The organism is Rhodopseudomonas sp. P2A-2r (assembly GCF_026015985.1).
Classification (GTDB): Bacteria; Pseudomonadota; Alphaproteobacteria; order Rhizobiales; family Xanthobacteraceae; genus Tardiphaga.
In genome coordinates, this window is the sequence record NZ_CP110389.1 from 4950693 (window position 1) to 4967687 (window position 16995).

Below are 16995 nucleotides of genomic sequence, written 5' to 3' on the forward strand. Positions count from 1 at the left end.
TGCCTCGTTTCGGACGGTGTCCTTCAGGAGATTGCCAAGCAACTCATCGAGGCAATTCGGCCGACAGCCCCGCGATCTCGAATCGAAAGCGCTTCGAGCGAGCTCAAAACAGAGTTCCTGGCTGGAGTAAGGGCGGAGGAGTTGTGAACCGCCCGGTTTTTTTCGGAGGCCATTTGGTTTAGGTTAGGCAGTGATGGCCGGTTTTTTCCGCATGGCGTAGTAGCGCGGCTCGGCTTCGGCCGGCGGGATGTTGCCGATGGGTTCCAGGGCCGCCGGTTGTTGAATCAGTCCACCCGTTCGCGGGTAGCCAACTCAACGGCCTCGAAGCTTCGCCATGGTCCGCGCCGGTGCCGAACCGTCTGATGGAACGCACCCAACTGTTCGAGCTTATGGGCGAACTCAAGCTCTATGACATGAAGGCCTCCTACGACGAGATCATGGCCACGGCAATCAAGCGTCAGCACGAGCCCCAGCGCATCGTCGGCGATCTGCTCAGCGCCGAGATCAACGAGAAGCAGGCGCGCTCGATCAAATACCAGCTCACTATCGCAAAATTGCCGCTTGCCAAGGATCTCGACGGCTTCGAGTTCGACGGCACGCCGATCAACGAGACGCTCGTCCACGACCTCAGCGGCGGCGGCTTTATCGAACAGCAGCGCAATGTCGTGCTGATCGGCGGCACCGGGACCGGCAAGACGCGTCTGCCATCGCCGTCGCGCGAAGCTGCATCCGCGCCGGTGCTCGCGGCCGGTTTTACAACGTCGTCGACCTCGTCGATCGGCTCGAGACCGAGACCCGCAACGGCAGGAAAGGGCAGATCGCGGAGCATCTCACCCGAATGGACTTCATAGTGCTCGACGAACTCGGCTACCTGCCATTTGCCCAGGCCGGCGGCCAGCTCCTGTTCCACCTCGTCAGCCGGCTCTACGAGCGCACCTCGATCGTCGTCACCACCAATCTGGCGTTCGGTGAATGGCCGAGCGTGTTCGGCGACGCCAAGATGACCACCGCGTTGCTCGACCGGCTGACCCATCACTGCGACATCGTCGAGACCGGCAACGACAGCTGGCGTTTCAAGAGCCGCGCCTGAAGCCCGCAAGCCGCTCGCTCGCTACAGCGCAATTGGATGGCTCGCTCGCTCGCGGCTTGCTCCGTCGTCGAATTAGGGGGCCCTTTTGGGCGCGCATCTGGGGGTCGATGTGGACGCCGATCAAGCGTCAGACCCCACGCCGCTCCCTGGCGAACGGCCGCCGCCAAAAAGCGGCCATGGGCAACCCAACGGTCCCTCAGCGTTCACGACAAAGTTTGAAGTTCGCCAACACCTATCGGAGGCTTAGTTCGCCAGCCGATCATGAAGGCTCGATTTGCCAGCCCGTTCTGAACGCGAGCGATCTGCGTCCGCTCTCTAACGAGACGCAATCGCAGCAACGGATCGTGAGTCCCCGAGGCGGCAAGGCATTTGTTGATGATCCAACCGAACGGCTCGATACCGGCCCGCCGCAGGTCCTCCTGAAGATCAGCGGCCTCGGAAACCGGCGTTGTCTCCGGCAGGGTTACCAAGATCACCCTCGTGTGGGTGGGATCCTGTAGCCGCATCAGCGGGGTAACAATACGACCCGCTCCGCTCGGTTCGAGCTGGCTCGTCATCTGGCGATGATAGGCACCGGTCGCGTCCAGCAGGAGCAGCGTGTGGCCGGTAGGAGCCGTGTCAAGCACCACGAATGCGCTTCGCGCTTCCGCCACAACATGCGAAAAGGCATGGAACACGGCGACTTCCTCGGTGCATGGCGAAGCAAGATCCTCGAGCAGCAACGCCCTGCCCTGCGCGTCGAGGTCACGGCCGCGGCTCGCCATGATCTTTGCGACATACCGCTCCGTCTCGACCCGGGGATCGATCCGGTCGACCGTCAGGTTCGGCATTGTGCCATCAACGACGAAAGCGACATGAGCGGCCGGATCCGTCGTGCTGAGGTGAACGGCATGACCCCGCTTGGCCAGTCCAACGGCAATGGCGGCGGCAACCGTCGTCTTTCCGACGCCGCCCTTGCCCATGACCATGATGAGCCCATGGGCGCCTTGCGCGATGTCGTCGACGAGCCGGTCAAGGCCCGGCAGGTCTACCGGCTCGGCAGTTTGTTCCCCGTTTGCGATCGGCGGCAGCGGATTGGAGGACGACAACAATGCCCTAAGCGCTGCAAGGCCGACCATGTCAAAACCGAGCAGCGGGATTTCGTCGCGTGGCAGTTTCGCCAGCGACGCCGGCATGTCGGCCAAGGCCTCGTCCTGATCCCGCTCAAGCGCAACTGCGACGGCATCGGTCGGGTCCGTGGCGTGGAAGCGTCCGTTCACGGCGACTATCTGGTTCGAGAGATCGAGCGCGTCGAGCTCGCCGGACGTTCTGGCCGCCTCGCGGATCGCACCCCGGTCGGCGCGCGTGACCAGGATGATGGTGGTCCGCCTGGCATCGCCCAGCGCCTGAAGCGCCTGGCGAAAGCGGTCCTCCTGCATCTGCAGACCTGAATGCGGACCGAGACAGGACGCACCACGGTCATTGCCCGCTAGAAAGCCCGTCCATGCCTTTGGCAGGCTAAGCAGTCGCAGCGTGTGGCCGGTCGGGGCGGTATCGAAAATGATGTGGTCGAATCCCGCCTCATCGCCGTCGAGAAGTCCAACGAACTCGTCGAAGGCGGCTATTTCGGTGGTGCAAGCGCCGGAGAGCTGCTCACGCACGGTCGATCGCTCGCCAGCGGTGGTCTCGGGACGAAGTTGCTCAAGCACACGGGTTCGATAACTCTCGGCAGCAGCTTCCGGGTCAATGTTCATTGCCGAAAGCCCGGCGACGCTCGGCACCGGGGTCGGGCTATCGCTCAGGGCAATCCCGAGCATCTCATCGAGGTTTGACGCAGGATCGGTGCTAACGAGCAAGACCCGCAATCCGCGGTCAGCGAGGGCGATGGCGGTAGCGCAAGCAAGCGAGGTCTTACCGACACCGCCCTTGCCGGTAAAAAACAAAAACGGCGTCGGGGCGTTCAGCGCGCGAAAGTGAAGCATCTATATCCATCTCAACGCCGATGCAGATACCACTCGTCAATTCGGGCTCATCGAACCCAGCGTGCCGGAAACCGGCTCGCCGAATTAGCTTATGGCGCCATCGACCTAAGACACCAATTGACGGTTTCGAATGCAAGAATCGTGAAGCGAAGGCGAGGCCGCTGAAGGGAAAATCGACTAAGCCGATGAGCGGCCTCGATCAACAACTTTACTTAAGGGAAGAGAACCAACTATCAATGTCCTTGCGAACCTGATCTTTTGCAAACCCATATCGCTGTTGAAGCCGGCCTTCAAGCTGCTCGCGTTTGCCGTTTATCGCGGTGAGATCATCGTCAGTTAGCTTGCCCCATTTTTCCTTCACTTTGCCTTGGAACTCTTTCCAGTTTCCTTCAACTCGGTTCCAGTCCATGGTGTATCTCCATATTCAGATTGAACACGCGCCCTCAATACGAGGCTTACCCACTAAGACCGATTGCGCTCATACGGTTCTTGACAGAGATCAATTAAAGTCCGCGGATCTGAGGACCAAACGACGCGATGAGCTACCAAGCCGGAGATCCATTTCCGCGCCGATAATCGTCTCCCAGACTGCGGCAGACTCGACCGCCAGCACGATGACACTGGACAACCCGTCCTCCTCGAATTAGGCCAGCGGGATAAGCGCGATCACGGGGGCGGGACGACGTTGCTCAGAGGAACAGCACGACGACGGTGCGGACGAGACACTTGGACGGCGTCGAGCGGAGCGGGCCAGCGCGGATAGACAAGCTTCCCGAGATAATCTCAGCACAACGCGGCGATCATGAGCGGCAGGCCGGCTACGATCGAGACACCGGTGCAATAGCGACCACAGCGAGCAGCAGCATGATCTCGACCGAAGGAGCGCCCGTTCATGCGGCTCATTAGCCAGCCAAGGGTAACGTGATCCCGCGGCGCCTCGTCGTGCAGCCGCTGCAGCAAGACCGATGGGACAACAAACGCCTTGGCGCCGGAATCCGCGCCGGTTTCAACTTGGGCTTCCTCACCTCCTTGCTCGGGCCGAGGCGCGCGTTCCCAGAATCGTCGCTCTCGGTCGGAACTGCGCGAGAATTGACCCTCGAGCGTCGGCCCGATTGTTGACCTGGACGTCGAGCATTATGCTGGAGACTTCTCCTATTCCGTCGTCTTACCATCGAAATGCTCGTTGTCCTTCTCGGCATCCGCGCGCGTGCGATGAACGACGCCGTCACGGTGGTTTGGCGGAGCATAGAGCGTGTAAAGCTTCAGTGGAGCTCCACTCGTATTGGCGATGTTGTGCTTGGTTCCAGCAGGAACGAGCACAGCGAAGCCGGCGCTGATCGGACTGCGGACGCCGTCGAGGACAGCTTCCCCAGATCCTTCCTCCACACGAAAAAACTGGTCCAGCTTGTGAACCTCCATACCAATCTCTTCAGCAGGATCTAGCGACATTACGACAAGCTGGCAGCTCTTTGCTGTATAGAGCACGCGCCTAAAATTTGCGTTCTTTGTCGCCAGCGCCTCGATATTTTGTACAAATCCCTTCATCACGAATCTCCTCATGAGCTAAAATGACCGTCTTGCCGCGTGCGCTGTTCAGCCGGGCAAAAGCGAAGTCGAATTCATAACTAGTTTCGAGCAGGCCCATCAGCCTGCTCGCTAACTCACAGTCCACCATGGCGATATCTTCGCGGTTTAAAGCTTGCCAAGCAAAAGCAATATCACCAGGACGACGATGACGAGTCCGAGTCCGCCGCCCCCATAATAGCCTGTACCATAAAAAGGGCCGCCGCCGATTCCACTGAAGCCGCCCAGCAGCGCGATCACCAGAATAATCAGAATGATGGTCCAAAGTGACATATCTGAATCTCCCTTATTCGGATCAGCCGCAATCGCCGATTGGCTACGACGTCGGAAGCTTCCGAAGCTTGGAAAGGGGTTGGATGCATCCCGCGATACTTTATTCCGCGTTCTTGGTAACGCCGCGTTGACATGAATCAAAGGCAGTCGAGGTGGAAATCTTCCTCATATTGAAACATGAACCCCCATGCTCCGGTCGTAACAATGCCGCCCGTCCCTTAACGACTATCGCTCAACCGGTGCGAGTTCGATGCGGGAAAGTATCGCGGCGAGTTCCTCATATTTGAACGGCTTTTTCAGCACGGGCCGGTCGGAGTAACCGTCCCTCGCGCTCTGACCGGTGTTACCAGTCGAATATCCGCATCATGATGCTCATCGCTCATTGACGGAAAGGTCACGACGAAACCGTTGATGTCCCAATCGATCTTGCAGTCGATGATGCTCGGATCAACTGCGGACGCTTGGACAAACTGCTCAATCTGGTTGTGGCTGAGCCGCCTGCCCTTCATGGGATTGGGATTGGCCTGAAAATGGAGGGGAGCCAACCGGAGCGGTTTCCACGTTTTTCCAGGCTTGCTCACCGCGATCGGTTTCGATGCGGTTTTGTCGCGAAGTCCAGTAAGGGTGCCGCTCATCATTGGTGCTCGCGTTGGAATGGAAATGCGCCGGGTTCAGCCAGGGCAAATCAGCACGGCAGCAGGAAAACGGTCTTTACTGCACACTGCGCTCGCATTCTATCCGCAGTGCTTCGTCCTTGCGTGATCGCATGACAGTTCGATGATGATGCGTGATGCAGCGTGTGACGTACAACGTAGATCACAATTTGAATCTCATTGCGCGTCACGGCGGCATCGCAAAAACGGATGAGAAACTATCAAATGCGAAGCGATTAAAACTCTGCGCACGCGCCAGCTCGTTCTTCAGCCTGGCGGCCGAGGTCCTTTCAAGCAGCGTGCGGGTCGTACAAGCGCTCGGCGTCGGACTTCTGGATCTCGACGGTGCGGTCGCAGCGCCGGCACCAGACGCGCAGCAAGTGACGAGGAATCTCCGACAGCCGCCACTGTTGGATCGGCAAGCATTGTCACGGCCGCTTCGGTGCCTCCTTGGGCGCGGCGGCTGGCGCAGGATTTTTCGCCGCCGGAGCGGCCGGCTGCATCGCGGCGCCTGGTGGTGCTTGTGGCGTGGGTGGCCCCGGCGCGGCAGGCGCCGCCTGGCCGATCGACACCGAGATGCCGAACAATCGCCACTGCCCGTTCACCGGCGCAAAGGCGAGTTCGAAATTGACTTGCGACGGCACCGAAGGAAACAGGCCGGCCATGCGCATCAGGCCGTTCGGTTCGATCTGCGGCAGCAAGGTGAGTTGCGGATCGATCGCCGCGACGCCGGACAGATCGAGATTGTCGTTGCGCTGCTTGACAAAGATTTCGGCGAGCCGCGCGGCGGTGTTGGTTTGAAAACCAGGCGCGCCGAGGTCGCGCAACACTGTGTAGTTGCCGGTCTTGTTGGCCTGATCGAGTGCCAGCAGCGAGGACCGGATCAAGATCAGCACGCCATTGCGGTCAATCTGCGCCGGCTTTGCCGTCGCCTCGTGCTGGCCCGGCTTGGACGTCTGGCTTCGCGCTGGACCGCAAGGCAGAGCGCATGCCACCGCGATCGCAACGAGAGCAAGGCGCACGACACGCATGACCTTGCACCACGCTCCCCGTATGCGCCTCAAAACTCGCCGCCAAGACCGACATAAGCCGTGTGTTGAGTGCCGCCTCCATTGCCGTAGCCGGCAACCACGCTGAGTGGGATAGCCGTGTTCAGACGATGCGCAACACCGAAGCCGAATCCACCTTCTCCCTGGAACACCGAACCACGCACCTGCCACGTCGTCTTGCCCGGTGCGGAGGGCATCGGCGCGCTTGCCGTTGCGACGGCGGCGGCGATGCCGCGCCGTGCTTCGGTGCGGTTGTCCCCGATCTGCGACTGCAAACTGGAAATTTGCGACTGGAATCCTGAAGTCAGACCCGAGAGCTGGCTCATATTGACCGCGTCGGTTAGATTGATGCCGGCGGCGACGTTGGTGAGCCGCCGTTCATTGCCTGCGGTGCCGAACGACACCGTATTGGCCAGCGTCGCCACCGAGCCGGATCCGATCGCGACCGAATTGGCCGCAAGTGCCCGGGAATTAGGCCCGAGCGCGGTTGCGAGCGAACCTGTCGCGACGGCACCGTCACCGAAAGCGGCGCCCCCGTTCGCGGCCGATGCGGCTGCGCCCACCGCGACCGATCCGGTCGCAATGGCACCGTTACCGATGGCGATGGCGTCGACACCAGTGGCCGCCGAATTCTGGCCCACCGCGACCGCGCCTGCTGCGGTTGCCTGGGCGCTGGAGCCGAGTGCCGTCGCGCCCACTGCGCTGGCCACGCTCGCCTGGCCGACTGCGGTGGCGCGGTCGGCGCTCGCCGTACTATTCAGTCCATAAGCGCTCGCGGCCGTTCCGCTAGCTGTGCTGGCGCTACCGGTCGCAGTGCTGAAGTCGCCTGAAGCCGTGCTCTGCGTCCCATAGGCTGTACTGCTGGACCCCGTCGCCCTACTGAACGCGCCGCTCGCGGTGCTGGAATTTCCGCTCGCCGTACTCTGGATGCCGTTAGCGGTGCTGAAGTCTCCGGTCGCTGTGCCGAGGACGCCGGTCGCCGTGCTATTGAGGCCGCTCGCCGTACTGGAAGCTCCACTCGCCGTGCTGAAGTCGCCGCTCGCAGTGCTGCCCTGTCCGTAGGCGCTCGCGTTGGCACCGGTCGCGCTACTGCCGACACCACCCGCTGTGCTGTTGTCGCCGGTCGCCGTTGTTCCACTGCCAAGCGCGGTAGCGTTCACTGCATTGGCCATTGCTTGGTAACCCAGCGCCGTCGCGTTGGTTTGTCCAGCGCCCGTAGAGCCGGCCTGTGAGTCGCCGCCGATCGCCGTCGTCCCGGCATTCTGAAACCCAGAGCCGACGAAGTTATCTCCCGCTGCGGCTCTCACACCATAGGCGACGCTGTTGGTTCCGGTTGCGTTGCTCGTGCGGCCAGTTGCCGTGCTGGAATCGCCGCTTGCTGAACTGCCATAGCCGGTCGCGGTGCCGTAGTCGCCTGTCGCCCTCGAGCTGGAACCGGTCGCGGTGCTGCCCACGCCCTGTGCCGCACTAGACCGACCGGTTGCCGTGCTGAACACGCCGGTCGCACTGCTGGTATCGCCGGTCGCCGTACTGTATTCGCCGGTCGCCGTGGCGTTGTTGCCGGTCGCCGTGGCGTTGCCGCCGGTCGCGTTGGCGGAATTGCCTGTCGCCGTGCCTATGCCACGCGCTTGTGCATTGGGGCCGCAGGCCGAATCGCCGGCGCTACCTGCCGTGGCGCCCGCGGAACTGCCCGAGCCCGCCTGGCCGCAGACGAATTGCGCGGTAGCGGGCGCTGGAGCGAGCGCCAGGACAAACATGGAGAGCGCCGCGGATACGAGGACACCGATTGCAAGCTTGGCCGGCCGAAAATGTATATTCCGAACAGCCGTTATATCTGCGCCGCAGTCGCCGCCCGCGCCGGCACGAAGGACAACGCCACAGAATACGGCAAGATGCGGGCCGTTGGTCCTCGTCTGGCGGCCACGACGTCGTATCGTCGTCGAATGAATGAGTATGGGTGACAACGCATCGCTCCCCTTGTTATGCGGGAGCGAAACTGCGGACAAGACGCCGGTGGCGCATCAACCGTTTGGTGGAGACCAGGATGGTATCAGCTTCCCGCCCAACGTTTTCTGCGGTGTGTTGCCAAAGTACAACCGACCCGACTGCTGCGCATTCGAATGCGTATGACGAATAACGCGATCAAGTCGGGTTCCGGGCTGACGCCATCGCCGATGGCGCCGGAAAGATCGAGACGGCAAATTCGGCAATCGACGCGGAATACCGAATTGTCCACGTTGAATACCGATCAGCCTACTTCAAGATCTGACTTCGATTCGGAGCGCGACGCCTGCGCAATATTCGCCTTGATATCAACTTTGCGCGCCCCTTCCCCGATCGCAGATCCTTGTTCATTGTTCATTGTTCATTGCTCATCCCAAGGCTGTCCATCCCAAGACTAGGTGCTATCCCAACTCCAGGTGCGATGTCGGATGAGGTCGATTGCGGGCGCATCAGTGTGACCGGTTCCCAGAAAAAACGCATCGCTTCGACTTGCGCATCGAACAAATCGATACCGATATCATGGAGAAAATCGGCTGCATCTACCATATCCGCGCGCAACTGCGCTCTGAAGCGGATGCGTTGCCACCATGTCGCTGGAAGCCGCAAGATTGCACGCAGCGGCGCGACAAAAATGATGGCACTGCTTGCCGGTGCGCTGTCCGAGTAATCTGTTTTGGCCAGAGTGGGCGAGTGGATAATCACGCTCCCGCATGTATCTGTCGTTTGGTTTCGGCGAATAATTCCGGACTGCATTTGTCGCTCTCCCATTTCGATTAACCGCATCAGAAACTGGGGGAGATAAACCGATGGCACATCAACCGTTCGGTGGAATCACGGTGGCGAGTTCTTTACCTTCAGGCTTCGACTCGTCTTTAGTAAGTTCGCACGGCATCGCATCATGGTCGAAGACGCATTGGCTGGGCCAACGATGATGCAGCCACACTGCAACACGACCACCCAGCAGCGCGAACGGCGTCGGCAGCCGCCATCACAATCCAGATCCTGTCACTCCCGTCTGGCTCGCACCGGTGGCTTCAATCTCTCGAAGAGGTGAACCAGTTCCAACTGGCGTCCGGTGTTGGTTTTGACAAAGATTTTCAGCAGATGAGTTTTTACGGTAGCGAAGCCGATGCCCAGGTCATCCGCCGCCTCCTGAGGTGTTTGCCCTCTCACAATTTTCTCGAGCACGCGCTCTTCGGCCGCGCTCAGTCCATAGAGCGTGGCAAATGCTTGCGTGAGCGGTGGCGCCGCGTCGGAGGGATCCTGGATGAACACAGCCGCGGTCCCCGGCAACGGCATCAGCGGGTTGCGACCGTCTCGCCATCGCAGCGGCAGGACGTTAGCGATCAGACCGCCGCCTTCCTCATCCGGCAGCGCAACTGCATGCCTCCCTGTGAAACGCGGCGCCTTGCCGACGACGCTCTGCGCCAAGGCGTGCGCGAGGCGATCCCGCGCCCCGGCATCCGTGGCCATCAGTCGGCCGTTCGTCGACTTGAGGGTGCCGCCCGCCTTCAGGATGCGCTCGGCAGAACTGTTCATATAGGAGATGCGACCATCGTCTTCGGTGAGAAAAATGGCTGTCGAGAGATGATCGACGGTCTGTTCGAGGCGCGAGGCTGCGATGGTGCGCAGATCCAAAGCATCCGAGATAAGTAACGCCCGGCAGATGTGCGGCGACAGCAGCGACATCTGCTGCAGATCCTCCTCGGTAAAACGAGATTGCACGCTGGATCTCGTCACTGAGAACCACGCCACGCGCCTTCCAGATTTCAGGACCAGCACACCGATGACGTCGCGCAGACCGAGCGGCCTGACCCATTTCATGTAGAAATCGCTGTTGAGCGGCTCGCGCTCGCCCGCCAGCACCGTCATGGTGGCCACTTCGCCGACATTGTCGAGTGTCGTCGAATGCGTCGCCGGCAATCGTGATGCGACGAGCTTCTCGAAATACAACCGCAGGAATGATTGCTCGGCACCATGTTCAAACACACTGGCAGCATCGACCGTACTGCGGCCCTGGATCACGATCGAGCTTGCAGCACTTTCCCCAAAGGTTGAGATCAGTGGCAATGCGCGGTACCAGTTCTCCGGCGCGAGCACACAGTCGTAAACGGCGCCAATGATATCAGAGAGAGTCTCGGGTCGCATTTGATTGCCTGCCTGGGTCAGTGGACCATTGCTGTTCGTGTGATCTTGGCGACCAAAGCTAATCCCATCCTTTGGGAGGCACAAAGCCCTGAAACTCCCGCTCGAGCAACCGCGCCACCTCGATGCAGGTGAGATCGCCATATTCTGGACCGACGATTTGCACGCCGACTGGGAGCCCGCTTTTTGACAGGCCTGCCGGCGCAACCGTCGCAGGCAAATGGGCGACGGTGAAATAGGCGCCCCAGAATGTCGGGTCGGCGGGAGACGTGGGTTTCCCCTTCACCATCACCTTGCGCTCATGCCATGCGTGTTTCGGATCATGCGGAACAGCGACGGTCGGCGCCGCCGGGCACAACAACACGTCCCAATCGTTGAAAAACATACGCCAGGCCTGACGCAGCCGGTTGCGCGCCGTATCAAGCTCCGACCAATCCGCGTGGGTGAACACCTTCTCGGTTGCAGGGCCCTTGCCGTCATCCATTGTCAGGAACCGCGCGCGCAAGTGGGCCAGCCTGGTCCAAAATTTTTCGTCGTGCTGCCGGGTAGCGAGGCCGGCCATCAGCAGGCCACCGAAGATCTGGAACGCTACCGCCGGATCGATCGCGGGACGCGCGCGCTCGCTGACCTTCGCTTTTCGACTGACAAGAAAATCGACAACGGCCTGGAGGCGTTCCTGAACCTCGTGATCGACGGGGAAGCTTGGGTCGTCCAGCATCACCGCGACACGTAGCTCGCTCAGATCTTTCATACGCGGCGGCGGCAGGCTCAACTTCCAGCCAACAGCATCCTCGGGCATGGGTCCCGTGATCAGAGATAGGCCGAGCTTCAGATCGTCGGCACTCCGCGCCAACGGCCCCGCGACACAGAGGTCCGGCTTGCTGCCAATGCCGGGCATGACGTGACCGGACCAGTTGGTAATGCCATAGGTCGATTTATGCCCGAAGATTCCACAATAGTGAGCGACGTTGCGAACGCCGCCACCGAAATCCACACCGAGCTCCAATCCGGTGAGGCCTGCAGCCAGAGCCGCTGCCGCTCCGCCCGATGAGCCACCCGGTGACCGGTCAAGATCCCAAGGGTTGCTTGTTGTGCCATAAATTTCATTTTGCGTCGCCCAGCCGACCAGATAGGCGGCGACATTCGTCTTCCCGAATGCAATGGCGCCGGCATCGATATATCTCTGCACGGCCAGTGCATTGGTTGCCGGCCGATGATCCCTCAGTTCCGGCACCCCCAGGTTGCCGGCATGCCCGCGAGATCAAAGCTGTCCTTGATCGTGACGGGAACGCCGTGCAACGGGCCCCAGACGTCTCCCTTCGCCAGTGCTGTATCGGCGGCCCTTGCGCGCCTTCGCGCACCCGGGATGTCGGTCGCGACAACCGCATTGACGCGCGCGTTGTGCTTGTCGATGCGCGCGAGATAGAGGTCCAGCAACTCCTCGGAGCTGATCTTTTTCGCCTTGATCAGACCAGCCAGCTCGGTTGCCGATCGAAATGCTGTTCCGTCCATTGCTAATTCCCCGCAGCGCTTTCCGATACGTCGGTCAACGGCGTTCCCTGCAACGAGAATGGCGCGTTCGGTGAGCTCCATGCCAGAACCTGATCCATCATCGCTTCGGTTGAAGCGAAGCGCCGCTGATCATAGCAACCCAAGGGGAATACGGCGGTTTGGGCGCAACAGAGCGTGCAGAAGGAGCAAGGCCGATCCGGTTGCTTCACGCCGCGTGCGAATTGCTCGAGCAAGTCCGGATTCGCAAGCAGCGGGCGCGCAATCGCAACCATGTCACATTTGCCTGCGGCAAGCGTACGATCGATCGTATCGCGATCCTGAAAACCGCCATTGGTGATAACGGGAATACTGACTTCGGCGCGAATGGCCGCGGCGAAATCGGCATTGGCCGCCGGTCGAAAGCGCCAACCGATACCAAACAGGTTCTTTCTTATCGCGGCCGGCGTGATATTGAAGATGCCGGCGCGAACATTCGCCTTGCGACTAAGATAGCGCGTCGCATTAACAAAGGTCAGAAAGCCCTCGTCGGGATAATCTCCCGGGCTTCCCATCGGATTGGGAAAGCCGAATCCACTATCGACGTGCAGGTAGTCCACGCCAAGCTCTTGCAGCTGCCGTGCATAGTATGTGGTTTCCGGCAGTCCGTTGCCCATGATGTATTGCCGCAGCGGCCACACCGGAGGAAATCGCAGATTCAACGGCAGGAAATTGAAGTCCTTGGCCGACAGGCGGACGCCCAAAAGGAAATTCGTGCCGATTGCCTCACGCACGGCTTCGACAATATCCCGCAGCAGCCGGAAGCGCTTATCGACCGAACCGCCATAGGCGTCCTTGCGTCGATTGGTTGCCGGGTTGAGAAACTGGTGAATCAGATATCCCTTGGACGCAGTAATCTCGATGCCATCGCACTCTGCCTCCGCAGCACGCCGAGCGGCTTGCTTGAAATTCAGGATCGCCCCCTTGATCTGTGCGGAACTCATCGGCAACGCGCTGTTGTGGTAGCCGTACAGAAGATCGAAGAACCAGGAGGCGGATAGCCGATCACCATCCTGAGGCCGAAGGCTGGTATGCGTCGCCGCACCGGTATCGCCAAGCTGGATGATGTATTTGCACCCGCCGGACACACTGCCCGCTTGTCTAATCTCGCCGATCGCATTGCGCAGCGGCGGCACGAAACGGTCGCTGTGCAACGCCGGATATTCGAGGGGCGACATGCGCGTTTCGTTCACGCTGATCGTCGCCGAAATGATCCCGGCGACGCCCCTTTCGGCAAATCGTTTTTCGAAATGCGTCCAGGCCGGAGACACGGTGCCGTCGTAATACGCGTTTCGTCCGCCCATTGATGAGCGAAGCACGCGATTGCTGAAGTCGACATTCTTGATCCGAAACGGCTCAAACAACACCATACGTCTCCAAAGCTCATCCCCAAGTCACGCATTCATGGCGACCATGATTGGTTCGACGCGACGCCGGTGAACTGACTCGCCATGGCATCGGAGATAAGTTGGGGCTCTGTCGGATCATCTGCTACGCTGGCGGCGCTCGTCGAGCCTGGCTTGGGCATTTCAGCTACGCTTTCTATCGTCAAAGCCGCTTAGGTCGTCGATAAGCCTCCGGCTCGATCAGCACCCTAAGGTGTTGAAATTTTCGGCGTTGCCTGAACTCCGGAGATCACCGCCACCAGTCTTCTCCAACGACCAGCCACCAGGTTCGTCAATGACGCCCGGCCATCGACGACGACAAATCTCGACAATAGCCATTAAGCATCCAAAATCATACCAACGCAAGCTGCGCTTCTACAAATCTGCAGAGCCTGAAGCACGACGTCGATAGGTTGCATTTGATGTGATCGTTTCAGGTGCTTGGTCCCGCCGCCGCGGGCACGATAATTCTTGAGCGCGGGAACGACGGTACAGCCGCTTCAGCAATACCGAGATTGTTCGCCAGCAGGTGCCGCGGTGCCTTGGTCACCCAATCGGCCAGACTGCTCTCGCGATAGGTTCCGCTATCGAGAACACCCACCATCTCAGCGTTCTCAGTACCGATATTCTTGATCGAGTGACCACAGTTGCGAGGAATATAGGCGCACTCACCTGCGGACAATTCAGCAGTGGCCACACGCTTGTCGGTTCCAAAAAGTGTGACCTGAGTTCGCCCCTTCAACACGTAATGCCACTCGTTGGCATCAGGATGCCAGTGAGGTTCGTGCATCGCTCCGGCTTTGAGCTTCAAAACCATTCCCGTCAGCGTCGTCGAGAGTGGGAATTCTTTTTCCGACGCGATGTAGAGTTCACCACCGGCGGTGGCCACTTTAGGCTTGTGTGCCATCAGCGCATAGCGGTGGCTCCGATTGCGATCGAGCGACCGCGCCATTCGCGCCTGCGGTCCATCGACAGCCAGCACCTCGCCTTGCATGATGTAGGTCTCGGCCTTCGGAGCCGTCGTGAATGCGCTCGCAGACACACCCAATGCCTGCGAGAGCGAGGCCGCATCGTAGCGGCTCATCCAGTCGCTGATTCCAAAAGTTCCGTGCTCGGAATAAAGGCCGTCGTCAAACGCAAGGATCGCGTGGCAGGGTTTTGCGCCGAGCGTCTGGATGGCATGGCTATGCCCCCGCGGGAAATACCATAAATCACCTTGCCCAAGATTCACGACCTCGGTCACGCCCTCCGGATCCACGACGGTGACCTGACAGCTTCCGTCGATAATGTAGGCCCACTCCGCGGAGTTATGCCAATGCATCTCACGTGCGCCGCCCGCGTTGATGAACAGATGCGCCCCGGCGATATTGGTCGCGATGGGCAATCCGCGCGTCGTGATCTCGCGCGCCCATCCGCCCGACGTCGCCTTGATCGGAGCCTTGTCCAGAGACGCGGTGAAGATCACGGGATCGCCGGGTTTCCGCGGAATCGTGCGCACGAAGTCCGAGGCAGGCGCCACATCGTAGCCAGCCGCATGCCCATCGCTGGGTGCTGCCATCGACCGGCTGGCTGCAACACTTGTCGCCCCGAATGCGAACGCTCCGATGAAAAGACGCCGGCTTGCATTGAACATGGGTAACTCCCGTCGATGATTACATTTGATTTGATGGTCGAAGACGCTCGCTTGAGATCGCTGCCGTACGAATGGACGCATCAGAGTTGTAGCTTGCCGCAGAACAGGATCGAGCGAACATGCATCTCTTCCCGCCCGCGACAGGCTCGAGAGCTTCCATTCCGATCAAGTCCGAACGGAAGCTCTGGATTCCCGTTATGACGCGTCGTCGTCACGCGAACCGGCATCCCCTTCGCCGGAAACTCCCTAGAAGGTCGCACTCACGCCAAGGCGCGGACCGTGGATGTAGCGATCGGTGGTCTGCTTGGTGTCCGGGTCGACGCTCTGGTTCAGCACATTGAAATAGGCATCCAGCCGGTAGCTGGCGCTGAGCTTGACGTTTGGCGTCATCCAGTAGGACACGCCGACTTGGATATCCGCGTTAAACACGGTGGCAAAACGCTGGTCGGTCGACCTGTTCATAAAGTTGCCGCCGCCACCAAGAAAGGACGGATCGACGACGCTCGTGCTCGTAGATGTGCTCACCAGCTTCTGGTTTCCGAACAGCACGGCGGCATCGCCGAGGTAATCGAACGCCCAGTTGCCCGCGAGGGGCATGGAGCCTTCAATGCCTACACGCGGACCGGCGCCGAGAAAACTGCTTCGCTGATCTGTTGCTTCCGTCGAACTCACTGAGAATTGACTGATAAGCCCCCCCGCCGCCAAAAGCAACCGGCCTACCGAAGTTTTGAGTGTTATTTGTCTTCTGCGTTGTGCTCGTCTGGCCCACGAATTCCGCCAGGCGCAGGCCGAATTTCACCTGCATCGCGGACGCGCCGTCGCCGAGAATATCCCGCCCGACAGCAATATCGGCCAGCCAGTGCGTTTCCTTGTACGTCGCCCCGAACGATTGACTGGCGCTGGCGCTGGCGCCGCCACCAAGAGCAAGCCCCCCTCCAAGCTGTTGTGCAAGCTGTGCAAGCTGTGCCGCATCTAACGTAGCCGCGGACGATGCGAAGCCGGAAGCCTTGCCTTCGCCGTAACGGAACTGACCGCTGACATGCCAGGGCGAAGCAGCAAAGCGGTAGTCAAAGCCAGCCGCCGCCTCCCAGCCCAGTTTGGGAGTAAGATCGAACGATCCAGGCACACTGACGCCGCCGGTTATGACGCCCAAGCCGCTAAAATCGAGGAGGCTGTAATCCGACGCGAGCCGATCGCCGCCGCTCCAGATCGCGCCACCTTCGCCCCATACCCGGAACTGACCGGCCGATTCGACCGGCCGCGCCTTGTAGGCCAGCGGCAGATCGGCCGCGAACGCGCCGAACGGATCGGAGCGCTTGGCTCCCGGCTGCGCCGCCACGACAGGCGTGGCCGCCGTCGATGACTTCAGCGTTGCATTCTGCTCGCGCAGGGACTTGTTCTGGCGCAGCGCCGCGTTTTCCTTGCGGATAGTAGCATTTTCCTTCTCCAGCGCAGTGAGCCGCGCCGCTACGTCGTCACTCGATGCTGCGTGCGCAGCGCCGGCCGCACCGATGCCAAGTACCAAAACCGTGACCAGACTCTTCTTCATTATCGCCTCACCCCATTTTTGCGTGGCGCCGACAAGCGGCGCGACTGCAGCGAATGTTTCCGAAGATGGCGGGCGCTAACACCTCACATATGCTAGGGGCAGAGGTACTTTGCGATCGGCT

Annotated in this window: 14 protein-coding genes and 3 pseudogenes; 1 reads left to right on the forward strand and 16 read right to left on the reverse strand. The window is 60.4% G+C overall.

Features of this window, described 5'->3' with window-relative positions:
• Positions 1-183 precede the first annotated feature (183 nt).
• Positions 184-374, reverse strand: a pseudogene (locus ONR75_RS23850) (IS3 family transposase); the annotation flags it as partial.
• Here ONR75_RS23850 and istB point away from each other — a divergent pair.
• Positions 363-1090: pseudogene (gene istB / locus ONR75_RS23855) on the forward strand (IS21-like element helper ATPase IstB). The pseudogenes ONR75_RS23850 and istB overlap by 12 nt on opposite strands.
• Positions 1091-1293: 203 nt before the next feature.
• Here the strand turns inward: istB and arsA are convergent.
• From arsA to ONR75_RS23935, 15 genes and pseudogenes are all read right to left on the reverse strand, one after another.
• A complete protein-coding gene (gene arsA, locus ONR75_RS23860; protein WP_265079422.1) occupies positions 1294-3051 on the reverse strand; it encodes an arsenical pump-driving ATPase in 1758 nt (585 codons plus the stop codon).
• A 208-nt stretch (positions 3052-3259) separates the two neighbouring features.
• Complete coding sequence (locus tag ONR75_RS23865) at positions 3260-3460, reverse strand: CsbD family protein (protein ID WP_265079423.1); 201 nt, start codon at positions 3458-3460, stop codon at positions 3260-3262.
• Positions 3461-4203: 743 nt separating this feature from the next.
• Entirely contained in the window at positions 4204-4596 is a 393-nt protein-coding gene (locus ONR75_RS23870; RefSeq protein ID WP_265079424.1) for a cupin domain-containing protein, read from the reverse strand.
• Positions 4541-4696, reverse strand: a complete 156-nt coding sequence (locus tag ONR75_RS23875) for a hypothetical protein (protein WP_265079425.1) — start codon at positions 4694-4696, stop codon at positions 4541-4543. The genes ONR75_RS23870 and ONR75_RS23875 overlap by 56 nt, the downstream gene beginning before the upstream one ends.
• A gap of 47 nt (positions 4697-4743) precedes the next feature.
• Positions 4744-4908 (reverse strand): DUF3309 family protein, encoded by a 165-nt coding sequence (locus ONR75_RS23880; protein WP_265079426.1) that lies wholly within the window; start codon positions 4906-4908, stop codon positions 4744-4746.
• Positions 4909-5204: 296 nt separating this feature from the next.
• The gene (locus tag ONR75_RS23885; RefSeq protein ID WP_265079427.1) at positions 5205-5546 is read right to left on the reverse strand and encodes a hypothetical protein; all 342 of its coding nucleotides are present in this window, start codon (positions 5544-5546) and stop codon (positions 5205-5207) included.
• Between the two features lie 443 nt (positions 5547-5989).
• Entirely contained in the window at positions 5990-6592 is a 603-nt protein-coding gene (locus ONR75_RS23890) for a hypothetical protein (RefSeq protein WP_265079428.1), read from the reverse strand.
• A 29-nt stretch (positions 6593-6621) separates the two neighbouring features.
• Entirely contained in the window at positions 6622-8367 is a 1746-nt protein-coding gene (locus ONR75_RS23895) for a YadA family autotransporter adhesin (protein ID WP_265079429.1), read from the reverse strand.
• 601 nt (positions 8368-8968) lie between these two features.
• Positions 8969-9367: a DUF1127 domain-containing protein gene (locus ONR75_RS23900; RefSeq protein ID WP_265079430.1), complete on the reverse strand. Its 399-nt coding sequence runs from the start codon at positions 9365-9367 to the stop codon at positions 8969-8971.
• Between the two features lie 252 nt (positions 9368-9619).
• A complete protein-coding gene (locus ONR75_RS23905) occupies positions 9620-10762 on the reverse strand; it encodes a helix-turn-helix transcriptional regulator (RefSeq protein WP_265079431.1) in 1143 nt (380 codons plus the stop codon).
• A 58-nt stretch (positions 10763-10820) separates the two neighbouring features.
• Positions 10821-12352: pseudogene (locus ONR75_RS23910) on the reverse strand (amidase).
• On the reverse strand, positions 12274-13677 hold the full coding sequence (locus tag ONR75_RS23920) for an NADH:flavin oxidoreductase (RefSeq protein WP_265079434.1): 1404 nt from the start codon (positions 13675-13677) through the stop codon (positions 12274-12276). The pseudogene ONR75_RS23910 and the gene ONR75_RS23920 overlap by 79 nt, the downstream one beginning before the upstream one ends.
• A 448-nt stretch (positions 13678-14125) precedes the next feature.
• On the reverse strand, positions 14126-15325 hold the full coding sequence (locus ONR75_RS23925) for a cupin domain-containing protein (RefSeq protein WP_265079435.1): 1200 nt from the start codon (positions 15323-15325) through the stop codon (positions 14126-14128).
• Positions 15326-15571: 246 nt separating this feature from the next.
• A complete protein-coding gene (locus ONR75_RS23930; RefSeq protein WP_265079436.1) occupies positions 15572-15997 on the reverse strand; it encodes an Lpg1974 family pore-forming outer membrane protein in 426 nt (141 codons plus the stop codon).
• Complete coding sequence (locus ONR75_RS23935; RefSeq protein ID WP_265079437.1) at positions 15930-16874, reverse strand: hypothetical protein; 945 nt, start codon at positions 16872-16874, stop codon at positions 15930-15932. The genes ONR75_RS23930 and ONR75_RS23935 overlap by 68 nt, the downstream gene beginning before the upstream one ends.
• Positions 16875-16995 lie beyond the last annotated feature (121 nt).

Bases quoted from the DNA above. Each gene is read 5' to 3' on its own strand.
- ONR75_RS23870 (WP_265079424.1), bottom strand. From the start codon at position 4,596: ATGAAGGGATTTGTACAAAATATCGAGGCGCTGGCGACAAAGAACGCA.
- ONR75_RS23920 (WP_265079434.1), bottom strand. From the start codon at position 13,677: ATGGTGTTGTTTGAGCCGTTTCGGATCAAGAATGTCGACTTCAGCAAT.
- ONR75_RS23865 (WP_265079423.1), bottom strand. From the start codon at position 3,460: ATGGACTGGAACCGAGTTGAAGGAAACTGGAAAGAGTTCCAAGGCAAA.
- ONR75_RS23890 (WP_265079428.1), bottom strand. From the start codon at position 6,592: ATGCGTGTCGTGCGCCTTGCTCTCGTTGCGATCGCGGTGGCATGCGCT.
- ONR75_RS23935 (WP_265079437.1), bottom strand. From the start codon at position 16,874: ATGAAGAAGAGTCTGGTCACGGTTTTGGTACTTGGCATCGGTGCGGCC.
- ONR75_RS23905 (WP_265079431.1), bottom strand. From the start codon at position 10,762: ATGCGACCCGAGACTCTCTCTGATATCATTGGCGCCGTTTACGACTGT.
- ONR75_RS23895 (WP_265079429.1), bottom strand. From the start codon at position 8,367: ATGTTTGTCCTGGCGCTCGCTCCAGCGCCCGCTACCGCGCAATTCGTC.
- ONR75_RS23900 (WP_265079430.1), bottom strand. From the start codon at position 9,367: ATGCAGTCCGGAATTATTCGCCGAAACCAAACGACAGATACATGCGGG.
- ONR75_RS23925 (WP_265079435.1), bottom strand. From the start codon at position 15,325: ATGTTCAATGCAAGCCGGCGTCTTTTCATCGGAGCGTTCGCATTCGGG.
- ONR75_RS23885 (WP_265079427.1), bottom strand. From the start codon at position 5,546: ATGATGAGCGGCACCCTTACTGGACTTCGCGACAAAACCGCATCGAAA.
- ONR75_RS23880 (WP_265079426.1), bottom strand. From the start codon at position 4,908: ATGTCACTTTGGACCATCATTCTGATTATTCTGGTGATCGCGCTGCTG.
- ONR75_RS23875 (WP_265079425.1), bottom strand. From the start codon at position 4,696: ATGGGCCTGCTCGAAACTAGTTATGAATTCGACTTCGCTTTTGCCCGG.
- arsA (WP_265079422.1), bottom strand. From the start codon at position 3,051: ATGCTTCACTTTCGCGCGCTGAACGCCCCGACGCCGTTTTTGTTTTTT.